The following is a 13,606-nucleotide window of genomic DNA, read 5'->3' as shown; positions in this document are numbered from 1 at the left end:
TTTTCTGAGGGCAGGAGCATGCATGAATTTCAGTACCTTTCAACTCAATGATCACCTTCTTCAAGCAATCAAACTATGCGGGTTCACTCAACCAACCCCTATTCAGGAACAGGCCATTCCCGCTATCCTTGAAGGACGCGATCTCCTTGGCCTTGCCCAGACCGGCACAGGAAAAACAGCGGCTTTTATTCTCCCGACGGTTCATCGCTTACTGGCCAGCCCCGGGAAAAATATCCGCGCTCTGGTAATGGCCCCGACCCGGGAACTTGCGGAACAGATCCATGATTTCACCCAGACCGTGACAAAAAACACGGGGTTACGTAGCCTTGCCGTCTATGGCGGTGTTGGAAAAAAAGCACAGGTGGATGCCCTTAGGCGAGGGGTCGATATCGTTATCGCCTGCCCTGGTCGCCTGCTTGATCTGGTGCAGGACAGAGTTATTGATCTTTCCCAGATCGAAGTGCTGATCCTCGATGAAGCCGACCAGATGCTCGACCAGGGGTTTATGCCCGATATTCGTCGCATTGTTCGCCTCGTCCCGGCTCAACGGCAGAATTTGATTTTTTCCGCCACTATGCCTGCGGAAATCAAAAATTTCGCCAGCAAAATGCTCGTCAACCAACACACGGTGACCATTAAGCCCAGCCGCTCCGTCAAAAGCATTTCACACCGGTTGTTCTTTATCGATCAAAAGCAGAAAATTTCCCTACTTATGCACCTGATCAAAGCAGAATCCATGGGGACAACCCTGGTCTTTACCCGAACGAAGCACAAAGCGAAAAAACTCGCGATCAAGCTCTCTAAAAAAGGATTGAAAGCTACCTCGCTGCAGGGAGACATGTCCCAAAACAACAGGACAAAGGCTCTGGAAGGCTTTAAAAATGGTACCTATTCCATCCTTGTTGCCACTGATATCGCTGCACGCGGGATCGACGTCAGCGGCATTTCCCACGTTATCAATTACGACATGCCCGATACCGCTGAAACCTATATTCATCGTACCGGAAGAACAGGCCGAGCGGGCAGCGTTGGCGAGGCATTGAATTTCGCCACCAATGATGACCGCCGATTAGTGGCACAGATTGAACGTTCGCTTAACCTCTCATTGCCCATGCAGAAGTTGCCAGAGGGACTCCAGATACCAGAAAGCCAGCCTGTCCTTGCCTCGCCAAAGCGGGGAAAAATCAACAAGAGAATCAAACAAACCGCTCACGCCACTTCGACTTCCCGTTCCCAGCAGGCCCCGTCCAACACCCGTGGAGGGATAGTTATGGGCCGAGCAAAAAATATCGTGCATACACGGGCAAAAAGCCCCACCAAAAAAGAACAACCTTCTGCGAGCCTGGGAAATCAACGTGGTGCCATCACCATGACGCAGGGAACCGTGAAATGGTTCAACGCATCAAAAGGATTTGGGTTCATAGCGCAGAGCGGGGGAAAAGACATTTTTGTGCACCAGTCTGCTGTTCAAGCTACTGGATATACGTCTCTCAAGGAGGGGGATCGCGTACGTTTTGATGTCGTTGACGGAACGAAAGGCCCTCATGCAGCAAATGTCGTCAAACAGAATATGACCTGAATCCGTGACGGAGGATGGTTGCTGAACAAACTTCCTGTACGTACACAAAGAATGAACAGACACGTTTCTTGTTCAGCCCTTCAGTACACCTCGTAGTGGATAACTCTACAAGGAGGAGCCCTGTGAAATTAGGGTTCCTCCTTTTTGTATTTTTCCATAAGAGCCTCTCACCTGCCCCGAGGGCATGCATTGGTACGCCCAAATCCTGGTGACAAACATTTATCGCGTTTCTTGCATCCGCTTTTCAAGATAGCCTCTGATCTTTTCATACAGTTCCTGCACCTTTCTGGATCCCTGTGGTAAAGTATCACGAATTGCCTCCAGATAGCCTCTGCGCCCAACCAGATCAAAGCTCTTCTGGTAGTTTAAATCATAGATCCATCCCATTTGCAGCAGCTTGAAATCGTTAAGCACTTGGAGATCTGCAAAACGTACCGGCCTGCCCGCCATGAGCCCCTGATAGATCGTCTCTGAAATGTCATCTGTATCCGGCAGCCCCAACTCCACGGCCTGATTTCGCTCACCCGCCGAGTTGCGGTAATAATCGATCACCACCCGCCATATATCGAGCTTATCCGCATCCCGAAGCATCTTTAAGGTGCGTAAAAAGATCTGATCTCCTTGGGCAGGTATTTCAAGGCGATTATGACAGGCTACTGCTCGAATAATTGCACCAGCTACAACAGCATCAAATCCTTGCAGCAGATTATTTTGCTGAATGATTTTGACACCAAGCGAAGCATGATTTTCCGATCTGCTGTCAGCAAAGGTCCTGTAGCGATGGTACTGCTCAAACCGGCCTATATCATGTAAAAGAGCTGCAGTTTCTGCGATAACAAGCTCCGGGGAAGAAATGCCCAGACTCTTACCTATCTCCAGGATATTTTCGCAGACCCGATGGGTATGTTCAGCCTTTAAGGCAATATTCTTCTGGACATCAGGTTCACCGGTATAAAAGCTGTTTACATACCGAGTAAACCAGGATTTCAATTCTAAAAGATGCGTATCCATTCTTTTGCCCTGTGCATGGCCACTGCCCCCCTGTCATTCAAAAAAATCGTTGTTGATGGTCAGTGGATTATATGTGCTGAACAAGGGGAGCGAGTCCCTCTACAACCAACTCTTGAAAAATCCACCAGCCTCGCACATCAACCGTGCAAATCGACGTCTCAAGGTCAACCCCACGCTGATACCAGATGGTGATGCCGTCGGCCTCAATGAAGTCATAGTTTTCCTGTAGACGTGGTTTACCCCGGCGAACCGCCGGGACGCGGCTGACAACCTGCCGCCCAGCGCATCAGCCTCCTGCACTGTGATGGCTCTCAAAGCAGATGGTGATGGCCTGGTCCTTGGCCAGAATGAATTCCTGCGCTCTATGGGTTATACAGATCATATCCCTTCCTTCTGAAAACAGATACCATCAGGATTTCAAGGGCAAAATGTCGACCCTCTCTTCAGCCAAAAACTGCAAAGTTTTACTACACACCGGTGCTGTTGTTTTAACGACAACAGCGATTCCTGACTTAACCTCTCGAATCTTCTTTATTTTTTCCAAAATCTTGCGCCCATCGGCCATGATGATACGGCTCTTCCGGTCCATGATCAAAGCAATGGTGGATGGATCGTGTTGCTCAAGTCGCGTGCGGGCGTTGAGGCCAAACTGATTGGGATCGAGTTTCATAAGTACTTTCAATAGTTCATTTTATCGGGAATGACACCACGAACACCGCCTCTGGGTGTAGGCGTATCCCCATCCCGTCTGGGAATGAGATGAATGTGACAGTGGAAAATGGTCTGGCCGGCTGAGGTCCCACAATTCACGCCAAGGTTAAAGCCTGTGACGCTTGTATCCACAGTACGGATCTGATCGCATAAAAGGCTGATCAGATGATCCGCATCCTGTTTTTCTGTAGAGGTTAATGAAAAGTAATCCTCTGCATGCCGTTTGGGGAGGACAAGGTGGTGCCTTTCTGTTACCGGAAACCTATCCTTTATGGCGACAACACTCTCATATTCCGCCACAATCAGGGGTTTGATATTACTGTAACAGAAAGGACAATTTATCATCTCGTCAACTCGCCTAACTCGTTTAACTCGCTACGTTCAATGCTCACGGATTCAGGTATTCAGCTTCACTTACCCTTCGGTACTATGCTACTGTAGAGAATCTTGAATCATTGCCTGAATCCGTGACGGCGGGTGCAACTGAACAATACATGAATTTGTAAAAATACGTCGTCTTATTAAAAAGATGCGTTGTTCAGTGACCACCCGCCGTCACGGATTCGGGTCATTGATTTTTCTACCAATCCCTCCATGGGCTGGCGCTTAGCTGGCCTTGATTGAAAAACTGATTATTCAAGACACCTATAAGTGAGGTCCCTCCCAGCAAACGGGAAGGACTCAAGGGCAACACACAAACACCATGGTCGCAACCTACCACTTTGCAGACGAATTGATCTGCCTGTTGCGTAAGCAATGGCGCAGTGACCAACCCATCAGGCTGGCGGTTTCCCGCTCGACCTCCATTAAGGATGTCATCGAGGCCTTTGGTGTTCCTCATACCGAGATTGGTGGCATTCTCTGCAATGGGAACGCGGTGGATTTCAGTCATCGCGTTCAAGACGAGCAGCATTTTACCCTGCAAGCCATTCATCCCCCCTGGGAAATTCATAAGACGACATTACTTCGCCCCGCCTATGTCGGCGATTTCCGTTTTCTGGTGGATAAGAATATCGGCAAGCTGGCCGGTTACCTGCGCATGGCAGGGTTTGACACACTTTATGATCCTGACTGGAACGAAACCGATATGGGAGAAAGAGTCCAGGAAGAGCTGCGTATAGTACTCACCCGCAACCTGGATCTACTTAAGCGTAAACAGGTTGTTTTTGGACACTGCCTGCGTAACGACGTTCCAGAGCAACAACTTCAAGAAATTCTTTCTCTCTTTGCCATCAACAGCCTGCCGCACCGGTTCAGCCGCTGTATGCGGTGCAACCATCTGCTTGACCCCGTTGCCAAGCAGGACATTCTCCCTCGTCTGGAACCTCTAACAAAACGCTATTTTGAAGTTTTCAAAATCTGCCCGCACTGCGATAAGATTTACTGGCAGGGAAGCCATACCGATAAAATGATGGATTTACTCAACCGCCTGGATCCGTGAAGGCGGGTGAGCAGATATGGTTTTTTCCCTGAATTCGCTTTCTGCCTGATTTATGGGTGTCTTGAATAATTAGATTTTTCAATCAAGGCCAAGGATTGCGCAAAATTTTACCGCAGGCATATAGCCGATATCGGAGTCTTCGCTTACCTCCGAGGATAAAATTTTAAGCATGACGCCGGGATTGGCAGAAAAAGCAATTATTCAAGATTCCCTTATGTTGTGGTTCGTGCCTCACCACCAACCTTGTCACGATATGTTGGCTGAATGAGGTTGTAAGTGGGAATTCTCGAGCAATATTCACACCTATGGTCGCGGGCATGGCCACGCTCCTACAGATGTATCTCGTATCCAGCCAGGGTATCGGCATTTTTGAGCATCTCTTCCAGGTGTTGCACATGCCCACGCTCCTGCTCGATGATCGCGTTGAGCTGGGCAAGAGCATTGGCGTCATCAAGAAAACCGAGCAGGAACTCATAAAAATCGATGGTATCCTCCTCAAACTCTATGGACTGGGTCAGTAACTCATCAAGGTTTCTCGCCTGCGCAAGCTGCTTACCATCCAGAGAGAAGGTCTGGCTGCTGACAATATCCTGCAAAAGAGAGCGGCCCATGGCCTCCAACTCTGCCTGTTCTTTGGAAAGATTGCGATCATCGATAATGGCAGAAAACGTCTCCCCATGGCGTTTTTCCTCCTCCGCCATCCAGATAAACATTCGCTGCAACTCCGCATCATCTACCTGCTCAGCCACCCGGCGGTAGGTTTCTTCCCCATTTTTTTCAATCTGGACTGCAATATTACGCACATCAGCGAGGGTAAACATAAAACAAAACTCCTTTACATGGCTCCATAGGCAGGTTCAATCGCCCCTAAACGTTCTCTTTCACAGTACCGGCTCACCGGATTCTCTGCAAGAGTCTCTACAGAGCCCACTTCAAAGGGGGACATACAAACCTCATTATCTTTCATAAAACTCATAACCCTCAAAAAAAATCGCTTGCGCTATTTGGAGCAAGCGTAAACAGGCATCAGGCTGTATAGTTAGTGTCCACTCAGAAATGGTCTTTTTGCTCAATTTCGGCGTTATGCTCAAAATTTTATCCTCGGAGGTAAGCGAAGACTCCGATATCATATATATGCCTGCGGTAAAATTTTTCACATGCCTTGAACTTGAACAAAAATCCTCATTTCTGGACGAACACTAGTTGCACCATCAGACCGGCATTCACTGGCAAATAAGCGCTTTATAGAGAGTATCTACTTTATCTGGTCCCACCGCTGACACCGTTCCCTCGCTCCTTTTCAACGACCGTAGACAACGACCCCGCCCCCAGTGAATGCCAGGTACCTATCTTTCCATGCATGTATCAGGTCACCATCATGTTTCTCAAATCCTTTGAATATTATCGTGGCATAGCCATTATTCTGATTATTACCGGCCACTGTTATTGGATAAGCGGCTGGAATTTTGCTTCCTACCCGGAGCGGGTACTTGCCAACATTATCACCGGAGGTACCTCGCTGTTTGTCTTCATCTCCGGCTTTCTCTTTCATCAGGTCTTTTATCCCCGCTTTCGTTACTCCCGGTTCATGCAGAAAAAACTGATGAAGGTTTTTCTGCCTTATCTTTTCTGGTCGATCCTGGCGCTGCTCCTCACCTATGCCACCCATATCCCCCTGCCTGGTGGTTTTGTTGGGCCGACACCCTCCTTTTGGGATCAGTATCTGCAACCGATTGTGCTCAGCCTGATTACGGGAGGTCATTTTCTTGCATACTGGTATATCCCCTTTATCATGATAATCTTTATGCTTTCGCCGCTATTTATAGGGTTCATTGAGCTCAGACGGCAGACCCAGCTTCTGACAACGATTCTGTTTCTCTGTGCGGCATTGCTTATTCAACGACCGGTGAACAATATTCTCGTCATTCAGTCGGTGCTTTTCTTTACTCCGGTCTACTTTTTTGGGATTCTCTGCTCGATAAACAGGGATTGGATCTATGCTTTTTTAGGCCCCAAGATCTGGTGGCTTGGTGCAGGCGTTCTCCTGCTCTCCTTGATACAGAGCAGTTACTATATGGGTGCGGGCAGTTACCACAAACCTTTGTTTATATTGCACGGCGTTGATATCAACCTGGTGCAGAAATTTCTTTTGTGCCTGCTCGCCATGCTTATTCTGCACCGGTTCGAAAACACAGAAAGCCGCATTCTTTCGAACCTGGCAGGCTCCAGCTTTGCCCTCTTTTTCATTCATGGCTGGGTCATTAAGGTTTTGACTCTGATAAAAACCAGCCATCCGTATACAGGAGGGCTGTGGTTGTTGCCCTTTATGACCTGCTTTGTGGTCTTCTGTTCTTACAGTATGGCCCTGCTGATCAAAAAACTCGCCTCCAAATACAGTTCCCACCTGATAGGCTGGTAAGCTGGCAAACCCAGAATAAAAAAAGCCCCGGAAAATCCGGGGCTTTTTTTTATGGTTTATGTCGTCCAAAAAGACATCAGTGATGATGCTTGGGTCCTATGCTCATTTTCAGATGATCAATCCACATGGCGTCAATGGCTTTGAGTTCTCCCAGGCCTTTCATAACCGGCACTGCCTTGATCCCCACGGCAGCCAGCTGGCTCTTCCAGGAATCCGGCTCGTCGCCAGCCATATCGTTCATGGCGTGATCACCAGCTACGGTCATCAACGGAATAAGATACACCTTTGTCACTTTCTTAGCCACCAGGGCATCACGAACCTCTTCAAAGGTCGGATGGCCCTCAACGGTTCCCACATACATATTAGGATCCATTTTCTGGGCCTTATACATCATGGCACTGTAGATGGCATCGCTAGTATGATGGGTGCCATGCCCCATGAGCACAACCGCCTCATCAGCTTTACGCTCTTTGGGCACAAGCTGATCTTTGATAATGTCCAAGGTCTGCTGCATGGCCGCGTCATTAATCAAGAGTGGCATGGAGACACGCAGGGCTTTGAATCCGTCGGCCATCTGGGCAAAGAGATTGGCGTTGGCTAGGATCTCATGGAACTCCGCACCGGGAATCATGTGCAATGACTGTACGGCCACATGGGTGTAGCCATCATCCATCAAACGGGCAAGCGCCATCTCCGGGGAGTCGATCATTGTGCCCTTTTTAGCCAGCTTATGGCGAATAATCTTTGAGGTATAGGCCCAGCGGATTTCAGTTTTCGGGAAGGCGGCCTTGACCTCTTTATCAATGGTATCAAAAGATTTCTGGGCCCGCTCAACACTCGTACCAAAGGTAACCAGCAAGATCGCCTTTTTCGCTTCTTTGGCTTTACCGTGATGTCCCGCCTGAGCAGGAAGACTCTGGAGGCAGAACCCTACCAGGGCGGCCATGACCAGCAGCAGCGTTTTTCTGACAACTGAACTTCTTTGCATTGCATTCTCCTTATTATTTCTGATTGTTTGTTTATCAGTAGAAAATATTTTTGACGACTCAACTTCTGCCAGCTTCTCAGCACTCAGCAAAGCCCCCCCTTATCAAACGCCCGCAAAGGAAAGGACTCATTGCACAACCTGATTCTCCCTCTGATGTTCAATCTGGGAGAGCGCAAGCGTCGCGGCCTTTTTCGCCCGATCATACTTGACGGCATTGGCCAGGGCTCTGCGGCTCGATGCATAGTCATGAGCCTGCATGGCGGAATATCCTGCCATAAGCCAGGACTGTCCCTGGTGGCGCCCCTTAATTTTTGCGGCGGACTGATAGCTGTTGGTGGCCTCTCCAAAACGTTTGAGACGGTAGCAGATCTCCCCTTCCAGCATCAGCAAATTGGGTTTACTTTTCAAGTTGCCATAGCCATGAAGTACCTGCAGCGCCTTGTCGGGCTGATCCAGCTGGCGGTAGCTTAAGGCCAGGCGTTGCACAATCTGGGCATCACTTTTGGATCTGAGCAACTGTCTATACAGCGGTGCCGCCTTGGCGGGAATACCGGTTTGCAGATAGAGATCAGCCAGGAGTTTCTTTTCCCGAGTCTTCATTGGCCCCAACATGGAGTACCCGATAAGGGCGGCCAGGCCGTCTTCATATCTGTTGGCAGCTAGCTGGATATGGGTCAGCGCCTTCCACCATTTTGCCTGCTCAGGATGATCTTCAATCAGCTGACGGGCAAGCTCCGTTCCCTGTTTATGCATGTTAAAGCGCATATATAAAGAAAGCAGCACCTCCTGCCAGCGCGTCTTCTGCTCTCCCGAACTGCGGGTAATCTGCTCACGAATCAGGGGGAGTGCTTTTTTCCGCTGGCCGCCATCGACCAAGGCGTGAATATACTGTTCCCGCCATTGGGCTTTCAGAGAACGCCTGTGGGCGGAAAAAAGTCGTTCATAGGCGGTAATGGCCCTTTGGTAGCTCCTTCCCTGCTGGTAGGAGGCTGCACTGAAATAAAGGGTTTGTGCTTTCTTGGATTTCCCATGCTTATAGGCCTGGCCAAAACTGTGGCCCGCCTCTTTATACGCTTTGCTCTCATACTGGGCCCTGGCCAGATTCAGCCAGGCGCTGGCATGTTTGGGGGCCAGTTGCACCGCCAGGGAGTAGGCTTTGATCGCCCCCTTGGTCTGCCCACCGAGCATACGACAGTTCCCCAAGGCAAAGGCGAGCTCTGCATTGCGCGTTTCCTTCTTTTTCAGGGCTGGCTCCAAAAGAGCAATGGCTTTGCCGTACGACTTAGAACTCATCAGAGGGGCTACCTTTGCCAGCACCAGGCGCGCCTGGGTGGACATCTCACCCGCTTGAACGGAGCCAGCGCTAGACAATACGGTGATCAGAACACAACAACCAAAAACTCTTAGCCAGGATTGCATGTTTCTACTCCAGTTTGAAGGTGATGGTCTGTTCAACCAGGGCTTTTACTGCTACGCCTCCCACGGTGCCGGGCTTAAAGCGCCATCTGGAAACGCAACGCAGCACGGATCGTTCAAAAACTCCCACAGGTTTGGCATTGAGTACGCTCACATTACTGACCCGCCCGTGTTCATCGACTAAAAAACGTACCTTGACCCAGCCCTGAATATTACGCCGCCGGGCTGAATGGGGATATTGCGGAGGCACCTGCACCAGAGTGGTCATTGGCCCATCAAGCTGGCCCACAGAAAAGGTATCGCTGAACTCTCCCTTGGGCAGGGCCGTCTCCATGGGGGGCATGTCCAGGGTGGTGGCGGTGCTGGGCAGCCGGGTATTGAGTTCAAAAGGCATCTGCAACTTGGGTTGCGGAAGCGGTGTGCTTGTCGGTTTGGGACGTTGCTGCGGCTTAGGCTCCGGTGGCTTAACCGGCTCGGGTTGTTTGCGTGTTTCCTGGGGGCGCAACCGGGTCAGATTGATCTGTGAAACCAGTGTATCGAAATCCGGCTTTTCAGGTGCTGTGGCGATCAACACCGGCATGAGCAGATACAGCCCCAGATTCAGCACGGCTGCGATGACCAGGGCTTTAAGCCAATCGTATGCACCTGCAGACTGCAGCTGCGGATGTCGCACCGTTCTGGTCATCAGGATCCCTGAGGCAGACTGGCTGCCAACGAGACATTGACCGCACCGGCCATGCGGCAGCCATCCATAACCCGAATGGCGGTCCCGGTGGCACTGGTTTTATCGGCAATGACAATCACGGCTGCCTCTGGATTTTCGGCCAGAGCACGTTCCACATTGGCCCGGACCGCACGCATATCGATCTCGCGCTGCTCCATGAAGATGCGATTATCCGCAGAGATGGCGATCAAAACAGAACGTTTTTTCTCCAGAGTGGCGGTTGAGGCAGTGGGGCGTGAGACCTCGATCCCGGTCTCCTTGACAAAAGAGGTGTTCACCAGAAAAAAGATCAACAAAATAAAAACCATGTCGATCAGAGGCGCGATATCAAGGCCCGGAGTCGAGCGGACGCGTCTGCTGCGGGCGATGTTCAGCATGGTGCCTCCTGAAGATGACGGCGCAGGTAGAACCCGGTGACAGTCAACTGCCTTCTGAGTGCCTGGGCCCGTCGTTCAAGAAAATTTTTCATATACAAACCAGGGATGGCGACGATCAGGCCGGTCTGCGTAGTCACCAGGGCTTCGGAGATTCCGCCTGCCATTCCCTTGGCATCACCGGTGCCAAAAAGCGACATAACATCAAAGGTGGACATCATACCGGTCACCGTACCCAAAAGGCCAAGCAGCGGCGCAATGGCTGCCAGGACGCCAATCAGGGGCAGGTATTTTGTCAGGCTGCGGTTCAGGGAGAGGACCAGCTCATCGAGGATGTTGCGATCAAGATTTGGATCGCCTGAACAACGATCAAGAAAACACAGGATCAGCACCCCCACTGCGCCGCCATCCTGGGATTCGGGCAACTGTTTTTCGTGGATACATTTCAAAGCAGCAGGGCCAGAGAAGGTATGCACCGAGAGCCTGCGCAAAACCAGGGCCCGCTCGGCAATCAAAAGCCACATGGTCAGACTTACCAGCAACAGGGGCACCATGACAGGGCCACCGGTACGGAAATAGGTGGCAAGGCTATACCAGCCATCAGCGATCAGCATTGCTGCTCCCGCCGCCGGTGAATAATATTCACCAGGGAGACCGCCTGCTCTTCAAGATCCCCCACCATGCGATCCACACCACGGGTGAGCATGTTATGGAGCAGCATCAGGGGAATGGCCACCGAAAGACCGAGCATGGTGGTGACCAGGGCCTCGGAAATACCACCGGACATGAGTCGCGGGTCACTGGCTCCATAAAGGGTGATCACGTGGAAGACGTTGATCATACCGGTGACCGTCCCCAGCAGCCCGAGCAGGGGAGCGATGGCGGTCAACATGCCAAGGGTGGAGAGAAAGTGTTCCAGCCCTGGTATCTCTTTGAGAATGGCCTCCTGGAGGGTGTTTTCCAGATCCTCACGTTGCAGATCCCGCGCCTGCACTCCGGCCAGGAGGACTCGCCCCAGAGGTTTTCCCTCTGCCTCGCTGCAGGCCTGCTCGCAGCCAGCCCAATCACCTTCGCGACTCTGCTGGCGAATCGTATCAATCAAAGGCAACTTAGCGTGTCGATTCCGCAGGAGCTTGATCGTCCGTTCGGCCACGATCAACAACCCTATGACCAGGATGGCGAGAATGGGCCAGACAATGGGCCCGCCCTTGGTGACCTGGTCGCTGAAACTGAGTCGATGGCTCAGTTGGCGCAGTGCGGCGCCCCGACCAATATCAACGGGAACAGAGTCAGCTTGCCCACTCATGTATTGAGCAAGTTGTTTTTGCAGGCCCTTTGCAGGAAGACGGGAGAGAGCGTAGAGTTTACTGCCATCCGAAGAATGATTGAGAAAGCCGGTCTCCTCCGGCAAGTGATAGGCCGCGGTAAAGGGACCGATAAAGAGAATATCCGCCTCAACCTCTCGCCCGGTGCGATCAATGATGGTGCCCTTTTCCAGGCGCACCTCTCCGGATCCCTTAATTTGCGTCAGCAGCGCCTCAGCCATGGCACGCACATCGTCCATGCCGGGAAAACGCTCATCGTCTGCAACCGCTGCCAGAAACGATGACGGTGCTGGTCCAACACCTGATTGGGGATTTTGACTGATCAGCGTGTCCAGGTCCTTGGCGTTAATACGTATCTGGCCAACAAGCTCTTTTATCATGCCATCGGTCTGGGCGAGCTCTTCATTGACCGCGGTCTCTTCCTCTGCCAGCTCAGTACTGGATTTTTCCAAGGTTTCGACCTGGCTGGATAACTGCTTTTTTTCTGCCTCGAGTTGTGCGACAGCGTTTTCCAGCGCCCGTCTGTCGGCAAAAACCTTGGCCCTGGTCGCAGCAGCTTCTCGCGCGGCTTCCGCCTTTTCTGCCAAGGCCTTTCTCGCCAGTTCGTCTTTGACCTGCTGAGCCTTGTGCGGCAGCTCTCGCATATCTGCGGCTTCAAGTGAAGCGGTCAGACAAGCTGCAGCCCAAAAGGGGAGCAGCAGCAGAATCAACTTTCTCATGGCTGCACCATCCTTCCGATGGGCAGGCTCACAAGCTCAACGGGTTGACGCTTGGCAGCCATAGCCACTGCCGATTTCAGGGGACGAAGAGCAGAGGGCTCAAGTGCCTGCCACTTCTGGTCGGCCTCGTTGAAAAATCCGCAACTGGCCTGATCCAGAGTAAGGTAAAAAAGGTTAAGACGGCCAAAGCGAAACACATCTACCAGGGTTGGCTGCCCACCAAGTTCAATATGATCCTGATAGACTTCAGTGGTCGTGCCGTATTCTGCTTCGACCAGCAGCCCTTCCATCAACCGTCTGTACTTTTCACCGACACTGATTGAGGGGTCATTGATCATTGCCTGCAGTTTTTCCTGGCGTTGCTGCCGCTCGCTCTGCAGAAAAGGAGGACCCGACCGGGATACCTCAATGAGTTGTTGAAAAAGTTGATCAAGAAAAGGCGTGATCTCGCCGGTAATTCTGGCAATTTCCTGTAATTGGTCTTTTTTTGAGGTCAGACGCTCTTGAGTTGCCTCTACCGCTACCTTGAGGTCGTCGTGGCGCTCCTGCAACTGCTTGATTTCTTCTTCGAGCAGTTCGTATTGGGCCGTCAGCCGTTCTCGGTCATCACGCCAGGCGTCAACTGTTTTCTGGGCAGATTGCCTGGTATCAACAGCCTGACGAAGTGGCTTTTCCACGCGTTGTTGGGTTTGGGTGGCCCGTGCCTGAGGGAGTGCTGACAACAGCATCAGGCAGAGCAGAGAAGAAAAAAAAGAACGAAAAAAAACCACGGGTTTCTCGCAAGGCTAGGGTTCAACACCTGGGAGCGAGGATGACCGGGTTTCCGGGAGAGTGGAGGGCAAAAAAAAACCGGATCGAAAAAACTCGATCCGGGATAGCCCTGTTTATCCGCAGGAAAA

15 protein-coding genes are annotated in these 13,606 nt (G+C 51.3%); 3 read left to right on the top strand and 12 right to left on the bottom strand.

The window, feature by feature from the left end; translation table 11 throughout:
* Positions 1 to 22: 22 nt before the first annotated feature.
* Positions 23 to 1,579 (top strand): DEAD/DEAH box helicase, encoded by a 1,557-nt coding sequence (locus JWJ90_RS23945; RefSeq protein WP_420828905.1) that lies wholly within the window; start codon positions 23 to 25, stop codon positions 1,577 to 1,579.
* 219 nt (positions 1,580 to 1,798) lie between these two features.
* Here JWJ90_RS23945 and JWJ90_RS11135 read toward each other — a convergent pair whose 3' ends face one another.
* From JWJ90_RS11135 to JWJ90_RS11120, 4 genes are all read right to left on the bottom strand, one after another.
* Positions 1,799 to 2,590: an HD domain-containing protein gene (locus JWJ90_RS11135; protein ID WP_205227300.1), complete on the bottom strand. Its 792-nt coding sequence runs from the start codon at positions 2,588 to 2,590 to the stop codon at positions 1,799 to 1,801.
* Positions 2,591 to 2,657: 67 nt separating this feature from the next.
* A complete protein-coding gene (locus tag JWJ90_RS23940; RefSeq protein WP_420828906.1) occupies positions 2,658 to 2,798 on the bottom strand; it encodes a hypothetical protein in 141 nt (46 codons plus the stop codon).
* A 201-nt stretch (positions 2,799 to 2,999) separates the two neighbouring features.
* Positions 3,000 to 3,260, bottom strand: coding sequence for a hypothetical protein (locus JWJ90_RS11125; RefSeq protein WP_205227298.1), 261 nt, complete (start codon positions 3,258 to 3,260; stop codon positions 3,000 to 3,002).
* Positions 3,261 to 3,268: 8 nt separating this feature from the next.
* On the bottom strand, positions 3,269 to 3,646 hold the full coding sequence (locus JWJ90_RS11120; RefSeq protein WP_205227297.1) for an HIT family protein: 378 nt from the start codon (positions 3,644 to 3,646) through the stop codon (positions 3,269 to 3,271).
* A 358-nt stretch (positions 3,647 to 4,004) separates the two neighbouring features.
* On the opposite strand from JWJ90_RS11120, the gene JWJ90_RS11115 reads away from it, so the two are divergent.
* Entirely contained in the window at positions 4,005 to 4,742 is a 738-nt protein-coding gene (locus JWJ90_RS11115; RefSeq protein WP_205227296.1) for a Mut7-C RNAse domain-containing protein, read from the top strand.
* A 329-nt stretch (positions 4,743 to 5,071) separates the two neighbouring features.
* On the opposite strand, the gene JWJ90_RS11110 is transcribed toward JWJ90_RS11115, so the two are convergent.
* Positions 5,072 to 5,563, bottom strand: a complete 492-nt coding sequence (locus JWJ90_RS11110; protein ID WP_205227295.1) for a ferritin family protein — start codon at positions 5,561 to 5,563, stop codon at positions 5,072 to 5,074.
* Positions 5,564 to 6,120: 557 nt separating this feature from the next.
* Here JWJ90_RS11110 and JWJ90_RS11105 point away from each other — a divergent pair.
* Entirely contained in the window at positions 6,121 to 7,161 is a 1,041-nt protein-coding gene (locus JWJ90_RS11105; RefSeq protein WP_205227294.1) for an acyltransferase family protein, read from the top strand.
* A 76-nt stretch (positions 7,162 to 7,237) separates the two neighbouring features.
* On the opposite strand, the gene JWJ90_RS11100 is transcribed toward JWJ90_RS11105, so the two are convergent.
* The 7 genes from JWJ90_RS11100 to JWJ90_RS11070 form a co-directional block, all read right to left on the bottom strand.
* Entirely contained in the window at positions 7,238 to 8,149 is a 912-nt protein-coding gene (locus tag JWJ90_RS11100) for a sirohydrochlorin cobaltochelatase (protein ID WP_205227293.1), read from the bottom strand.
* A gap of 126 nt (positions 8,150 to 8,275) precedes the next feature.
* The gene (locus tag JWJ90_RS11095; protein WP_205227292.1) at positions 8,276 to 9,568 is read right to left on the bottom strand and encodes a tetratricopeptide repeat protein; all 1,293 of its coding nucleotides are present in this window, start codon (positions 9,566 to 9,568) and stop codon (positions 8,276 to 8,278) included.
* Between the two features lie 4 nt (positions 9,569 to 9,572).
* Positions 9,573 to 10,250 carry an energy transducer TonB gene (locus JWJ90_RS11090; protein ID WP_205227291.1) on the bottom strand — a complete coding sequence of 226 codons (678 nt, stop codon included), beginning with the start codon at positions 10,248 to 10,250 and terminating at the stop codon, positions 9,573 to 9,575.
* Positions 10,250 to 10,666, bottom strand: coding sequence for an ExbD/TolR family protein (locus tag JWJ90_RS11085; RefSeq protein WP_205227290.1), 417 nt, complete (start codon positions 10,664 to 10,666; stop codon positions 10,250 to 10,252). The genes JWJ90_RS11090 and JWJ90_RS11085 overlap by 1 nt, the downstream gene beginning before the upstream one ends.
* Positions 10,660 to 11,277, bottom strand: a complete 618-nt coding sequence (locus JWJ90_RS11080) for a MotA/TolQ/ExbB proton channel family protein (protein WP_205227289.1) — start codon at positions 11,275 to 11,277, stop codon at positions 10,660 to 10,662. The genes JWJ90_RS11085 and JWJ90_RS11080 overlap by 7 nt, the downstream gene beginning before the upstream one ends.
* On the bottom strand, positions 11,271 to 12,707 hold the full coding sequence (locus tag JWJ90_RS11075; RefSeq protein ID WP_205227288.1) for a MotA/TolQ/ExbB proton channel family protein: 1,437 nt from the start codon (positions 12,705 to 12,707) through the stop codon (positions 11,271 to 11,273). The genes JWJ90_RS11080 and JWJ90_RS11075 overlap by 7 nt, the downstream gene beginning before the upstream one ends.
* A complete protein-coding gene (locus JWJ90_RS11070) occupies positions 12,704 to 13,477 on the bottom strand; it encodes a DUF3450 family protein (RefSeq protein WP_205227287.1) in 774 nt (257 codons plus the stop codon). Before JWJ90_RS11070 ends, JWJ90_RS11075 begins: the two co-directional genes overlap by 4 nt.
* Between the last annotated feature and the right edge of the window lie 129 nt (positions 13,478 to 13,606).

Origin of the sequence: Desulfobulbus rhabdoformis, assembly GCF_016919065.1 — a bacterium.
Lineage (GTDB): Bacteria > Desulfobacterota > Desulfobulbia > Desulfobulbales > Desulfobulbaceae > Desulfobulbus > Desulfobulbus rhabdoformis.
This window is presented reverse-complemented; position numbering and strand designations above follow the sequence as displayed.

Excerpts from the sequence above, each read along its gene's own strand:
- JWJ90_RS23945 (WP_420828905.1), top strand. The coding sequence starts at position 23 with ATGAATTTCAGTACCTTTCAACTCAATGATCACCTTCTTCAAGCAATC.
- JWJ90_RS11135 (WP_205227300.1), bottom strand. The coding sequence starts at position 2,590 with ATGGATACGCATCTTTTAGAATTGAAATCCTGGTTTACTCGGTATGTA.
- JWJ90_RS11125 (WP_205227298.1), bottom strand. The coding sequence starts at position 3,260 with ATGAAACTCGATCCCAATCAGTTTGGCCTCAACGCCCGCACGCGACTT.
- JWJ90_RS11120 (WP_205227297.1), bottom strand. The coding sequence starts at position 3,646 with ATGATAAATTGTCCTTTCTGTTACAGTAATATCAAACCCCTGATTGTG.
- JWJ90_RS11115 (WP_205227296.1), top strand. The coding sequence starts at position 4,005 with ATGGTCGCAACCTACCACTTTGCAGACGAATTGATCTGCCTGTTGCGT.
- JWJ90_RS11110 (WP_205227295.1), bottom strand. The coding sequence starts at position 5,563 with ATGTTTACCCTCGCTGATGTGCGTAATATTGCAGTCCAGATTGAAAAA.
- JWJ90_RS11105 (WP_205227294.1), top strand. The coding sequence starts at position 6,121 with ATGTTTCTCAAATCCTTTGAATATTATCGTGGCATAGCCATTATTCTG.
- JWJ90_RS11100 (WP_205227293.1), bottom strand. The coding sequence starts at position 8,149 with ATGCAAAGAAGTTCAGTTGTCAGAAAAACGCTGCTGCTGGTCATGGCC.
- JWJ90_RS11095 (WP_205227292.1), bottom strand. The coding sequence starts at position 9,568 with ATGCAATCCTGGCTAAGAGTTTTTGGTTGTTGTGTTCTGATCACCGTA.
- JWJ90_RS11090 (WP_205227291.1), bottom strand. The coding sequence starts at position 10,250 with ATGACCAGAACGGTGCGACATCCGCAGCTGCAGTCTGCAGGTGCATAC.
- JWJ90_RS11085 (WP_205227290.1), bottom strand. The coding sequence starts at position 10,666 with ATGCTGAACATCGCCCGCAGCAGACGCGTCCGCTCGACTCCGGGCCTT.
- JWJ90_RS11080 (WP_205227289.1), bottom strand. The coding sequence starts at position 11,277 with ATGCTGATCGCTGATGGCTGGTATAGCCTTGCCACCTATTTCCGTACC.
- JWJ90_RS11075 (WP_205227288.1), bottom strand. The coding sequence starts at position 12,707 with ATGAGAAAGTTGATTCTGCTGCTGCTCCCCTTTTGGGCTGCAGCTTGT.